The 12,016-nt window shown below is 66.0% G+C and carries 14 protein-coding genes; 6 read left to right on the top strand and 8 right to left on the bottom strand.

Annotated elements, in window-relative coordinates; translation table 11 throughout:
• Positions 1-15: 15 nt before the first annotated feature.
• Entirely contained in the window at positions 16-663 is a 648-nt protein-coding gene (locus DSD28_RS09070; RefSeq protein WP_245424788.1) for a TetR/AcrR family transcriptional regulator C-terminal domain-containing protein, read from the bottom strand.
• Positions 664-1,065: 402 nt separating this feature from the next.
• On the opposite strand from DSD28_RS09070, the gene DSD28_RS09065 reads away from it, so the two are divergent.
• Together DSD28_RS09065 and DSD28_RS09060 are read left to right on the top strand one after the other, a co-directional pair.
• Entirely contained in the window at positions 1,066-1,446 is a 381-nt protein-coding gene (locus tag DSD28_RS09065) for a hypothetical protein (protein WP_119256065.1), read from the top strand.
• Positions 1,447-1,739: 293 nt separating this feature from the next.
• Positions 1,740-1,949: a cold-shock protein gene (locus DSD28_RS09060; protein WP_119256064.1), complete on the top strand. Its 210-nt coding sequence runs from the start codon at positions 1,740-1,742 to the stop codon at positions 1,947-1,949.
• A 57-nt stretch (positions 1,950-2,006) separates the two neighbouring features.
• On the opposite strand, the gene DSD28_RS09055 is transcribed toward DSD28_RS09060, so the two are convergent.
• Positions 2,007-3,245 carry an FAD-dependent oxidoreductase gene (locus DSD28_RS09055; RefSeq protein WP_119256063.1) on the bottom strand — a complete coding sequence of 413 codons (1,239 nt, stop codon included), beginning with the start codon at positions 3,243-3,245 and terminating at the stop codon, positions 2,007-2,009.
• Between the two features lie 35 nt (positions 3,246-3,280).
• The gene (locus DSD28_RS09050; RefSeq protein ID WP_119256062.1) at positions 3,281-3,688 is read right to left on the bottom strand and encodes a winged helix-turn-helix transcriptional regulator; all 408 of its coding nucleotides are present in this window, start codon (positions 3,686-3,688) and stop codon (positions 3,281-3,283) included.
• A gap of 146 nt (positions 3,689-3,834) precedes the next feature.
• Between DSD28_RS09050 and DSD28_RS09045 the strand changes: the two genes are divergently transcribed.
• Positions 3,835-4,722 (top strand): NmrA family NAD(P)-binding protein, encoded by an 888-nt coding sequence (locus DSD28_RS09045; RefSeq protein WP_119256061.1) that lies wholly within the window; start codon positions 3,835-3,837, stop codon positions 4,720-4,722.
• A gap of 37 nt (positions 4,723-4,759) precedes the next feature.
• Here the strand turns inward: DSD28_RS09045 and DSD28_RS09040 are convergent, their stop codons facing one another.
• Positions 4,760-5,512: a pyridoxine 5'-phosphate synthase gene (locus tag DSD28_RS09040; RefSeq protein ID WP_119256060.1), complete on the bottom strand. Its 753-nt coding sequence runs from the start codon at positions 5,510-5,512 to the stop codon at positions 4,760-4,762.
• A gap of 245 nt (positions 5,513-5,757) precedes the next feature.
• Here DSD28_RS09040 and DSD28_RS09035 point away from each other — a divergent pair, with 245 nt between their 5' ends.
• Both DSD28_RS09035 and DSD28_RS09030 read left to right on the top strand, forming a co-directional pair.
• Complete coding sequence (locus tag DSD28_RS09035) at positions 5,758-6,837, top strand: hypothetical protein (protein WP_119256059.1); 1,080 nt, start codon at positions 5,758-5,760, stop codon at positions 6,835-6,837.
• Positions 6,838-7,156: 319 nt separating this feature from the next.
• Positions 7,157-7,834, top strand: a complete 678-nt coding sequence (locus DSD28_RS09030; protein ID WP_119256386.1) for a MerR family transcriptional regulator — start codon at positions 7,157-7,159, stop codon at positions 7,832-7,834.
• 77 nt (positions 7,835-7,911) lie between these two features.
• Here the strand turns inward: DSD28_RS09030 and DSD28_RS09025 are convergent, their stop codons facing one another.
• Positions 7,912-9,039: an ATP-dependent DNA helicase gene (locus DSD28_RS09025; RefSeq protein ID WP_119256058.1), complete on the bottom strand. Its 1,128-nt coding sequence runs from the start codon at positions 9,037-9,039 to the stop codon at positions 7,912-7,914.
• Positions 9,040-9,183: 144 nt separating this feature from the next.
• Here DSD28_RS09025 and DSD28_RS09020 point away from each other — a divergent pair, with 144 nt between their 5' ends.
• The gene (locus DSD28_RS09020; protein WP_119256385.1) at positions 9,184-10,275 is read left to right on the top strand and encodes an AbrB family transcriptional regulator; all 1,092 of its coding nucleotides are present in this window, start codon (positions 9,184-9,186) and stop codon (positions 10,273-10,275) included.
• A 98-nt stretch (positions 10,276-10,373) separates the two neighbouring features.
• On the opposite strand, the gene DSD28_RS09015 is transcribed toward DSD28_RS09020, so the two are convergent.
• Genes DSD28_RS09015 through nthA form a run of 3 tightly spaced genes read right to left on the bottom strand, consistent with a single transcriptional unit; the run spans position 10,374 to position 11,951 of the window.
• Positions 10,374-10,733: a nitrile hydratase accessory protein gene (locus DSD28_RS09015; RefSeq protein WP_162911315.1), complete on the bottom strand. Its 360-nt coding sequence runs from the start codon at positions 10,731-10,733 to the stop codon at positions 10,374-10,376.
• On the bottom strand, positions 10,720-11,379 hold the full coding sequence (gene nthB, locus DSD28_RS09010) for a nitrile hydratase subunit beta (protein ID WP_119256057.1): 660 nt from the start codon (positions 11,377-11,379) through the stop codon (positions 10,720-10,722). The genes DSD28_RS09015 and nthB overlap by 14 nt, the downstream gene beginning before the upstream one ends.
• Positions 11,376-11,951: a nitrile hydratase subunit alpha gene (gene nthA / locus DSD28_RS09005; RefSeq protein WP_119256383.1), complete on the bottom strand. Its 576-nt coding sequence runs from the start codon at positions 11,949-11,951 to the stop codon at positions 11,376-11,378. The genes nthB and nthA overlap by 4 nt, the downstream gene beginning before the upstream one ends.
• Positions 11,952-12,016: the final 65 nt, after the last annotated feature.

Here is a 12,016-nt window from a genome sequence, read left to right as displayed (position 1 = left end):
CGGTTTCCTGCCGGCTTATCCTTTCGCACCGTGAAGCGTCAGGAAGGCTTCCACAGCCCTCTCCGCACGCGGCGAGAATTCCTTTTTGAGCGCTGCGGCATCTTCTCCCAGAAGCATGCGCAGGTGCATGTCCGAAACGATGAGGCCGTAGAGCGTGCCGTATGCCTCGTCTGCACTGTCGAAAGCAAGCAGCTTCGCCTTGCGGCCGGCTTCCAGCAGCGCCGCGGCGCGCTTGCCGATCTGCCGGCGGCCGCGCTCCTGCAGCAGGCGACCGAGCCCGGCGCCCTCGCGGCTCGCCTGGCCGATGGCAAGACGGTTCAGCGCCAGAGAGACCTCGCCGGAAAGCACGTCGATCAGATCGCGCGCAAAGGCGACGAGATTCTGGCGCAGCGTTTCGGCCGTCAGCTTGCCGGCATCGACCTCGACGGTGCGCACCTTGCCGGCCTGGTAGGTGATCATCGCGGAGATCAGCCCGTCGCGGTCGCCGAACCACTTGTAGAGACTTTCCTTGGAACAGTTGGCCGCACGCGCGACACCGGCCGTCGTCAGCGCCCGCTCGCCGCCCTCGACCAGAAGGCCGAGCGCACGTTCCAGCACCGCGCCCTGACGTTCCGTCAGTCCCGCGGCGGCTGCGCCTGCCCTGCCCTGTTCCAGCGTTTGCAAGATATCGTCCACTTTCGATGCGTACCGTACCGTACGGTTCGGCATGTTCTAGCGATGTCCCCCCTTCCGGTCAACAGCCTTCTTCGCCGGAAACGAAAGGAAGTGATTTGCGGATGATGTGCACTGGTTCACGGCGCAGGATAGCGGAGCGGCATCGCTGCAGCGCACAACGGGAACAAAAATATTCTTCCTGCTATGTCGCTGTTTTGAAACAGAACTCTACCATTAACTGCCAGGCGGCCGGGAGCGGACAATATTTTTCGCTTCCCAATCCGTTTCCCGTTGTTAAGATTTGTGAGACCCGCGACGCAGCAATCCGTGCGCCGACCCGCCGGCAAGTCTGCATCCCGGGAATTCAGTAGGAGTACGAAGCGAAACGCCCTTACGCCAAGGAGACAGAAAATGTTGAATTTCCTGCCCGACCTTCACGAAGGACATGCTCCCATCACTCTGCAGCAACTTTTCGGCAATGCCCTCGAGGCGCTTGATGCCTGGGAAGACGAGCGCGCCGAACCGATGGTGATCTTCGAGGACCAGATCGTGCCCATCGGCACTGTTTTCGAACGCATGCATGACTGCACCGACATCCTGCCGCGCACCATGGCGGATATCGTGACCGACACCCTCACCCGCGCGCCCGGGAGCGCTGAGGCGGCGATCGTCACCTTCGGCGATGCCGCGCGCATCGCCACCGCCTTTACCCAGCAGCGCCGCCTTTGCGGCGAGGCCGCAATCGCGGCCTTCCTCGACCACCATCGCGTCGACAAGCGGCGGCCCGCCTGAAGCGAATCGGAAGGCTCCGGAAACGGAGCCTTCTTCCGCCCGCCCTGCAGACGCCTTTTCTCAGGGGGGCAGCCGGCGCGGCTTGATATTTTCAGGCTCGGCGGCGCCTCGTACGCGCGCACGATCTTGACCGTTTCCACCGAACCCCCTATTTCTCCCGCATCGATTTGAACGTTGACTTCTGCATTTGCAGGCGACCGCCTGTACCTTGACGACTTCCCCTTCAAATTCGACCACCCATGGTCGCCTCAGGCGACCGACGATTGATTTGACGGTTCAGGAAAGGTTTCGTCATGGCAACTGGCACCGTAAAGTGGTTCAACACGACCAAGGGCTACGGCTTCATTCAGCAGGACAGCGGTGAACCGGACGTATTCGTCCACATCTCCGCCGTACAGCGCGCAGGCCTCGCAGGCCTCAACGAAGGTCAGAAGGTCAGCTTCGAGCTGATTCGCGACCGCAAGTCCGGCAAGATGTCGGCCGATCAGCTGTCCGCAGCCTGATCTTCGCGATATACGCATCGGAAAGGGCCGGGAAACCGGCCCTTTTTGTTTTTGGGGTCAGGCAAGCCGCAGTTCGGGCCAGCGGCATTCCTGAAGGCCCGCCTGCGTGAACGGGTCGGCCAGCGTGCCGGAAACGATGGCCGCAAGGATCTGCGGCGCCGGCGGAATCCGCGCGACCGTCGCCACCAGCCGGTCGCGCAGCCAGGCGATCGAGCGTGAATCCGACTGGTAGAACGGCGTGAAGACGTAGGAGAGAAGCTGGAACAGCCGCACATGGCCGCGCCGTGCAGCAGCATAGGCGGCAAGCGCCTCGTCCAGCGATGCCGCCGACGAAAGGGCATGAGCCAGCGTCGCCGCGTCGAGCAGGGCCATGTTCGCCCCCTGCCCGAGCTGCGGGCTGGTCGAATGGGCGCTGTCGCCGATGAAGACGATGCCGTCCGCATGGGGCGGCAGCATCGTGCGGTGCGCGTAGCGCGCCAGCGTCAACTGGTCCCAGTCCGATATCTGGTCGAGGAACGGCATGGTCTCGGGCCAGTAATCGGCGATTGAGGCCTTCCAGCGGTCGAGCCCCGCCTGCCTCACCGCCTCGGCATTCGCCGTCTTGAGGCTCCAGAAGAAGGCGACCTTGTCGCCCTCGCCCGGATGCGCCCGGCCGACGGGCAGGACGCCGATCATCACCTTCGCCGCATCGTAGCGCTGGCTGAGCGCCCGCGGCTCGTGCGCGATCCCTTCGCAGTCGAGCGTCGCCCAGAACGCCCCCCAGGGCAGTTCCTTCACGCGCGGCGCGGCGATGGAATCCGCCGCAAGCTGCGAGCGCGCGCCCGTCGCATCGATCACCAGGTCGTAGTCGCCGACGATCTCGCCATCGCCATCGTGCAGCGCCGTGCGGGCGTGCCGCGTCTCGGCCTTTGCCAGCGTTACGCCGGTGCGGATGGGAATACCCTCGGCGGCGACGGCGTCGTGCAATGTCGAGAAGAGAGCGGCGCGATGGACCGCAAGGCCATAGCGCCCACCGGCCAGCGCATCGTAGCGGACGTCGAGCACGGTGCGGCCGCTGCGCGCATCCGCGCCATGCAGCCGATCGATCCTGTTGCCGAGGGCATGGATTGCCGGGGAAAGGCCGAGCGCATCCAGCACGGTCAGGCCCGTCGGCTGCATCAGCAGGCCGGAACCGACCGGCGACGGCCGCTCGAACCGTTCGATAAGCTCCACCCGATGGCCGCCCCGGGCGAGAAACAATGCGGCGGCAAGCCCCGCGGGCCCCGCACCGGCAATGCCGATATCCAGTGGTTTCATGCCCTTCCCCGATAGGCTCCGGGCTTACCGGAGCGTCATGCCTGTTCCGCGTCGTAGGCCGCCCGCGCGGCCCTTATCGCGGCATGGTTCTCGGTAGACCACTGCACGAGGGAGCGCAGGAGCGCAAGGAAGGAGTGCCCGAGCGGCGTCAATTGATATTCAACGCTCGGCGGCTGCGTCGGATAGACGGTACGCGTGAGATAGCCGTCGCGCTGCAGGTCGCGCAGCGTCTGGGTCAGCATGCGCTGCGAAATGTCGGGAATGAAGCGGCGCAGCTGGGAGAAGCGGCGCGGCCCGTCGGCAAGACCGATGATCATCAGCGAGGTCCACTTGCCGCCGACGCTGGCCAGCACATCGCGGACCGGACAATCGTCCATCGACATGGCGACGCCATCGATGAGGATGACGCGCTCGCCCCGGGCACTGTCGACGATCCTGTTCATAGCCGGTTCCCTCCAGGTAACCACCGCAGAAAAAACTGCCTTCTTTACACGCTCTATCAGATTACCAGATAAGAGCAAGTCTCAATAAGAGACCAACATGCAGCAGGATGAGGCCCTTTCGCCAGCCCTGCCAGAAAGGGAAAGACATGACCGACACGCTTCTCGTTACCGGCGCCTCCGGCCAGCTCGGCCGCCTCGTCCTCGACGACCTCCTCGCCTCCGGCAAGGTCGCCCCCACCGGCATCGTCGCCACGACCCGCGATCCGGCAAAACTCGCCGACTATGCCGCCAGGGGAGTGACCGTGCGCGCGGCGGATTTCGACGATCCGGCCTCGCTCGATGCCGCCTTCGCCGGGGCCGGCAAGGTGCTGATCATCTCCACCGACGCGCTGATGGAACCCGGCAAGCGCCTTGTCCAGCACAAGGCCGCCGTCGCCGCGGCGAAGAAGGCCGGCGTGAAGCACATTCTCTATACGTCGATGCCGCAGCCGGAGGATTCGCTCGTCACCTTCGCCCCCGACCATCTCGGCACCGAAGAGGCGATCAAGGCGACCGGCATCCCCTATACGATCCTGCGTGACGGCTGGTATGCGGAAAACCTCTTCCAGTCGCTGCCGCATGCGCTCACGACCGGCGCTTGGTACACCTCGACCGGCACCGGCCGGATCGCCCATATCACCCGCGCCGACACCGCCGCCGCCCTCGCCGGCGCGCTTTTGAAGGCGGGGAACGAAAGCCGGACCTATACGCTGACCGGCACGAAGAGCCGCACGGCGGAAGAGATCGCCGCGCTGGTTTCCGGGGCGACCGGAAAGCCGCTGAAAGTCGTGCAGGTCACGGATGCGCAGCTTACCGAAGGCCTGAAAGCCGCCGGCCTGCCGGAAGGCTTCATCCCGACCGTCGTCTCCTTCGATGCCAATACGCGCGAAGGCAAGATCGCCGCGGTCACCTTGGATGCCGAAGCACTCTCCGGCCGCAAGACGACACCGCTGGAAGACTTCATCGCCGCCAGCAAGGCGGCCTTCCTCGGCTGACGGGCAAGGCGGCGTCCCTCCGGGCGCCGCCGCGCACTCAGATATCCTGGCCGCAGGCGCGGCAGAAGCGGCGCACCGTTTCCGCCATGCCGTATTCCAGCGCATCGGCCGTCAGGCCATGGCCGATGGACACCTCCGCCAAGCGGGGAATGCGCGCGACGAGTGCCGGCAGGTTGGCGACGGTCAGGTCGTGGCCGGCATTAACGCCGAGCCCGAGCTCGAAGGCGATGTCCGCCGTCTCGCCGAGTTCCTCGACGATCCGGGCCGCCTCGGCCGGATTGTCGTGGCAGCCGCCATAGGGGCCAGTGTAAAGCTCGATCCGGTCGGCCCCAACCTCCTTCGCGATCGTCAGCGCCTCGCGGTCCGGCGTGCCGTCGGCGAAGACGGACACGCGCAGGCCCAGCTTCTTCAGCCGGCCGACGATATCGCCGAGCAGGGCGCGGCTTTTACGAAAATCCCAGCCATGGTCCGAAGTCGCCTGCGACGGATCGTCCGGCACCAGCGTCACCTGCTCGGGGCGATGCTCCTCGACGAGGCGCATGAAGTTGTCTTCCGGGAAGCCCTCGATGTTGAATTCCGCCTCCGGAAACGCGCTGTCGATGAGCGTGCGGATCGGCGCGAGGTCGCTGAAGCGGATATGGCGCTGGTCCGGCCGGGGATGCACGGTCAGCCCGCTCGCCCCTGCCTCGAGCGCGATACGGCCGAGGCCGATGACGCTCGGCCAGGGCAGGTCCCGGCGGTTGCGCAGCATGGCGATGGCGTTGAGATTGACCGACAGCTTGGCAGGCATGGGACGCGGACTCCTCGTTGAAGGATCAACGTCTAGCTTGTTGTTTCCACAAGGGCAATCGCCGCAACAGCCTGGCGAACCGGCATTGCGGAAGATTCGCTCCGCCAGCCCGCGCTTGACCCTTGCCGTTGATCAAGAATCATCGATAAACTCGCTTCATCTGAGAAAGTATGCGCTGCGGCGCATTGCGAGGCGGGGACGAAGGGACATCAGGCGGCGACGATGGTCTTCTCTGTGGCGACACGATGAGCACGACCGACCGGCCGGCATGCGAGCGCGTGCGGTTTGCCCTTGATGCTGTCCTGACCAGCGAGACTTTCGCCCGCTCCGAGCGGCTGCGCTCCTTCCTCGCCTACATCGTCCAGAACGAGCTTTCCGGCAAGGCCGCCCAGTTGAAGGGCTACAGCATCGGCATCGACGTCTTCGGCCGGACCTCCGGCTTCGACGCCGGAAACGATCCGCTGGTGCGCGTGCAGGCCGGCAAGCTGCGCAAGCTGCTGGACCAGTATTACGAGACCGAGGGCGCCTCGGACAGCCTGCGCATCCGTGTGCCGCTCGGCAGCTATGTGCCGGAATACATGTTTCGCGAGACCCGGCAGGCCACCGCCCTCCCCGCCGCGACGACCACACGCGCCATCAGCCCGCCGCCGAAGGCGCGCCGCCCCTGGATCCCCGCGCCGGTCTCCTCGCCGCTGGCGCTCCTCTCCCTGCTGCCGCTGGTCTTCCTCGCACCCTTCGCCTATCCGGACCAGACCGATGCGGCGATCGCGAAAGCCCAGTTCGCGCTCGTCATGCAGTCGAAACTCGCCGGCAGCACGCAGGATCTTCCGCATCTGCATATCCTGCAATGCTGGCCTGCCGGCGGTGCTTGCAACGCCCTTGCGCGCGTCGTGGCCGATGCCGCCGCCTACCACAGGACCGTGCGCGTGATCGAAGCGCACACGCCCGACGAATTCCGTGCGCTCTCCTACGCCATCCGGATCGAGAACGGCCCGGATGGTCACGGCGTCTACGCAAAGCTCATTCACGAGCAATCCGGCGCAACGATCTTCGCCCGCCATTTTTCCAGCGAACAGTTGCGCAGCGAGGCGGGCATCGCCTTCGAAGCCGTGGGCTTCGTGGCGCGGGCGCTTTCGGCAAGCGGGCCGCTCTATCGCCACGCGCTGCGCAACGGCACCGCCAGCGACATCATGGAATGCCTCGCGCGCGAGGCGATGGCGCCGCAGGGCGTGCCCTATCCCGACGGAAGGCACGCCTGTTCCCTGCTGGTGCCGGAAGCACTGGCCGACGCGGCACCCGGGACCGGAACGGCGCTGACGCGATAGCGCTCTACAACCGGGCAAAAAAACACATCCCTAGATATAGCGATATGCAGATCGGCACCGGCGTCCTATTTTAGGACAATGGGCGAAATGGTAATGTTTATCGCCCGGATTCGACGATCCTGAACATTCATGCACAATAGGGATCGGAAACCGCAGCAGGATCGTATACACTTGCCGGAGTGCACAGGCCGGCAAAACGCATGCGGTAAAGAGTACTATCCGCCGTCTCGACATCCAGCCTTCACAGGGAAGATGGCCTCGCGACGGCGACCGGGGGTAAATACATGACCGATCTTCTTTTTCGGGGGCCGCTTTCATGATGACGAGTGAGTCGAAGAAAGCCGGTGCCCGGTCGGGCGGGCGCAAGTCCATCCGGTTCCTGCCCGTCGCGCCTCTGCCGGAAAACCTGCCGGAAGGCCGCCTTGCCATTGCCGACATGGCCAATGCCTTCGGCGTCACCCACCGCACGCTGCATTTCTATGAGGAAAAGGGCCTGCTGACGGCAGCCCGTGTCGGTCCGATGCGGGTCTACGGCCCCGCGGAAATCCAGCAGATGGCCGTGGTCAATACCTGCCGCGAGACGGGAATGCCCGTCGCCGTGATCCAGGAACTGCTGGAGCGGCTCGCCGCGGCCGCAAGCCAGGAGGAAGCCGACGGCATCTTCCGCGCCGCCATGACCGCGCGCAAGCGCGAGCTCGCCGCCCAGCAATCGACGATCCGCCGCCAGATGCAGCAGATCAACGAACTGCTCGATTTCACCGGCGCGCTGGAAGTCGAGACCAACGACAATGTCCCGCAAGCCAACCTGACGCCGGTGGAGCTGCGCTGCATCGCCCTGATGGCCGAGGGCTACCCCACCAGCCGCATCGCCCGCGCACTCGAAATCGAGCCCGGCGAAGTGCAGGTGATGGAAAAGAACATCATCGCCAAGTTCAACAGCAACAACCGTTTCCAGGCCGTCGCCAAGGCGGTCATGCTGGGGATCGTCGGCCACTGAGGCCGGCGTAAGCGGCCGGACATGACGACCGGCCCTTCAACCGCTTCCTGAAAAGCGGTCCGTCGTGGGGATATGATTTACCGCACGACGGTGAGCGTTTCCGCGGCGCGCGTAATGGCGGTGTAGAGCCAGCGTTCGCGCGTGTCGCGGAAGGCGAAACTCTCGTCGAACAGCACGACATTGTTCCACTGCGAGCCCTGCGCCTTGTGCACGGTCAGCGCATAGCCGAAATCGAATTCGTCATAGCGCTTGCGCGTCGACCACGGGATCTCCTCGTCGAGATTCTCGAAGGCCGCCTTGAGCAGCTTGATCTTGGCCGCGCCGCGATCCATGTCGTCGTCTTCCGGCCGGATCATCAGGTTGATGCCGGGCTTCACCGTCTCCTTGGACGAGCTCATCACCTGCCACAGCGAGCCGTTGAGCAGCCCCTTGGCCGGGTCGTTGCGCAGGCACACCAGCTTGTCGCCGGACTGCGGATAATCGGTGGTGAAGCCCTTGAGCTCGCGGAGCCGCTGGTTGTAGCGCCGCCGCGTGCGGTTGGTGCCGACGAGCACCTGGTCGGCATCGAGCACCAGCGTCTGATCTACCTCACCCCGCCCGATGACGCGCGCCGCGCCATAGTCGCCGTAAGCGATATCCCTGCCCTCGCGCACCTGCATGGCGAGCTGGATGATCGGGTTGTCGCGCGCCTGCCGGTGGATGTCCGTCAGCAGGTAATCCGGTTCCTGGTTGGTGAAATAGCCGCCGCCGGAGACGGGCGGCAGCTGGCCGGGATCGCCGAGCACGAGGATCGGCGTGCCGAAGCTCATCAGGTCGCGCCCGAGCGCCTCGTCCACCATGGAGCACTCGTCGACGACGACGAGCGCGGCCTTGGCGACCGGGCTCTGGCGGTTGATCGAGAACATCGGCGAGATCGACGTCTTGCCGGTCTCCTCGTCGGAGACCTCCTCCTCGCCGCGCGGGCGATAGATCAGCGAATGGATGGTCTTGGCGTTCGTCGCGCCCTTGGAGCGCAGCACCTGCGCCGCCTTGCCGGTGAAGGCGGCGAACAGCACCTCGCCGTCGACATTCTCGGCAAAGTGCCGGGCAAGCGTGGTCTTGCCGGTGCCGGCATAGCCGAACAGCCGGAACAGCGGCTCGCGCCCTTCCTTCAGCCACCGCGCGACGGCCTTCAGCGCTTCATCCTGTTGAGGTGCGAATTCCATGCCCGGACTTGGCAGGATTCGCAGCGGCGAGGCAAGAGGCAACGCCTTCCGAGGGGTCGCGGAGAAATCGCGTCCCCCCTTTATTTGGCCCTGTTCGCCGGCCCGCCGACGCGATATTCAGGGCGCAACTTCCGGAGCGATGATTTGCCCCCCGCCTCCCGCACCCCGAGCGACAGCCTGTCCCCGCATCCCGGCCTCGGCCGGCTTCCCGTGGCCCTGCAATGGGGCCTTGTCGCCATCCTTTCGGCGGCGACCACCGTGCCGCTCGAGGCGGCGGGCTTCCCGGCCGCGCTGCTGATGGGGCCGATGCTCGCCGGTATCGTCGTTGCGCTTTGCGGCGGCACGATCCGCCTGCCCCGCATCTTCTTCTTCGTCGTGCAGGTCGTGCTCGCGCTGATGATCGCAACCATGGTCTCCGAGGATTTCGTCGGCACCTTCGCGCAGAACTGGCCGCTGATGCTGCTGGTCGTCCTCTCCGTCATCGGCGTCAGCACGCTGTCAGGCTGGCTGATCGCCCGCACCGGCATCCTGCCCGGCACGACGGCGATCTGGGGCTCCTCCGCCGGCGCCGCCTCGACCATGATGGTGATGGCGGAAGCCTATGGGGCGGATATCCGCCTCGTTGCCTTCATGCAGTATCTGCGCGTGGTCTTCGTCGCGAGCTTCGCAACGCTCGTCGCCCATTTCGGCGGCCACGACGGCGCGGCGGTGCTGCCCCATGCCTGGTTCGAGCCCGTGCCGCTGCTGCCGCTCGCCGCCATGCTGGTCATCGGCGTCCTCGCAGGCGTCATCGGCCAGCGGCTGCGCATCCCGGCCGGCGCCTTCCTCGTTCCCTTCGCCCTCGCCTCGGTGCTGAATTCGGCGGGCACGGTGACGATCGTCCTGCCGCAATGGCTGCTCGTCGCCGCCTTCACCCTGCTCGGCTGGAACATCGGCCTCGGCTTCACCCGGGCGATCCTGCTGCACGCCCGCCGCGCGCTGCTGCCGACGGTCGTCTCGATCATCGCGCTGATCAGCTTTTCCGGCCTGCTCGCCGGTCTCCTGATCCTCGTCCTCGGCGTCGATCCGCTGACGGCCTATCTCGCAACCAGCCCGGGCGGCCTCGATTCCATCGCCGTCATCGCCGCTTCGAGCAAGGTCGACATCGCCTTCGTCATGACCTTGCAGACGGCGCGGCTGATCCTCGTGACGCTGATCGGCCCGTGGCTCGCCCGCTTCGTCGCGGATCGTGCCTAGAGCAATTCCAGCAAAAGTGCGCAGCGGTTTTGCGTTGGAAATTGCGTAGAAACAAAAGGATAGAGCGTTTTCGCGATTCGAGGAAAAGCGGAAATGCTCTATCCGGGCGCGTTTTCGAGCAGGATGGGCTTGCCGTGCGGCGTCGCCTCGGCCGCGCGGGCCCAGCGATCCGAAAGCGCGGCCTGTTCCCCCTCGCTCGCAACGCCCCGCTCGGAAAGCAGCACGGACAGCGCCGCCACCCAGCAGTCGAAGTAATCCGCACCATCGGCGGCGCGGCCCGGGCGGTGCACCTCGCGCGAAAGGGCCTCCGCCCATTCCGCCCAAGTGAAGACACCCTGCTCGTGCAGGCGGACGGTCATCGCAAAGGCTTGCGCCTGCCACGGCTCGGCAAAAACCGGATCGCCCTCGGCGGAGCGCGGCAGGCCGGGCGAATCGATCGGCGTCTCACACTGGCTCAAGATAGCTCTCCCAGGCATCGATCGAGACCGTCAGGCCGGGCTCCGCCCCCTCGCCCCAGATTTCCGCGCCATCGAAGACGACGGTATAGACCCATTGCGGGTTCTCGCCCCTGCCGTGGGCGCTGTCGTCCGGGAAGACGAAGGAGCCCTGCACGGCCTCCACCACGCCCACCTTGTCGCGGGCGTAGCGCGGCAGGCGGGTATGCGTCGGTGGATTGAGGTTGCGGGTGCGCACGCGCGCGCCGGCGGCAAAGCGCGGCGCGGTGTCGAGCGGGCGGTCGCAGGGCCCGCCCCTCGCAAGCACCGCCGGCACCATCTCCGCCTTGAGAACGCGCTTCGGCTCCGCCCCCTTCTCCAGCATTCGCCCTTCGGCAAGCTCGGCGGTGCTGACGAAACCGTGCCGCTCAAGGAGCGTTTCCAGCGCACGGATCCAGATCTCGTAATAGCTCGCCGAAAGGTAGGTGGCCGGCGGAATGCTTTCCCGCGCATGGCGGCTCTCGTCGATGCTCCAGGCGCCGAAGGCGCCGCAGGAGAGCGTCACGCCGAGCGCCCGCGTTTCCCATTCGGCATGGAAATAGGGCTCGCCCGGCTCCGGCGCGACGGGGCCGAAACCGTGCAGGCCGCCGAGATCGTGCGGCCCGTTCATGGCCGCGCCTCCGGCGGCAGCGCCAGCCCCGTACCGATCATCGAATCGCGCGTGACGAGATCGGCCAGCGCCTCCTGGTCGAGCCCTTCCGTGCCGGCCGGCCGCTCGGGCACGACGAGGTAGCGCAGCTCCGCGGTCGAATCCCAGACGCGGATTTTCCTGTCAGCCGGCAGCGTCACGCCGAATTCCTCCAGCACGCCGCGCGGGTCCATGACCGCGCGCGACCGGTAGGCCGGCGCCTTGTACCAGACGGGCGGCAGGCCGAGCACGGACCACGGATAGCAGGAGCAGAGCGTGCAGACGACGAGATTGTGCGTCCCGGCATCGTTGAACACCGCCCGCATATGCTCGCCCTGCCGGCCGGTATAGCCGAGGCTGGCGATGGCCGCCGTGGCGTCGCGTTTCAACCAGTCGGCAAAGTCCGGCTCCGCCCAGGCCCTGGCGACGACACGCGCGCCGTTGCGCGGGCCGATCTTCGTCTCATAGGTCTCGACGATGACGTCGATGGCCCCGGGATCGATCAGCCCCTTTTGCGTCAGGATGGTCTCCAGCGCGCGCACGCGCGCTTCCATCGGCGAGAAATGGTTGTCGTGATGGTGATGGTCGTCGTGATCGTGATCGTGCGACACGGCAGTCC

Source organism: Shinella zoogloeoides, assembly GCF_003574625.1.
In the GTDB taxonomy this organism is placed as follows: Bacteria; Pseudomonadota; Alphaproteobacteria; order Rhizobiales; family Rhizobiaceae; genus Shinella; species Shinella zoogloeoides_A.
The sequence above is the reverse complement of the archived record's forward strand: the minus strand, read 5'-3'. Positions and strand labels throughout refer to the sequence as shown.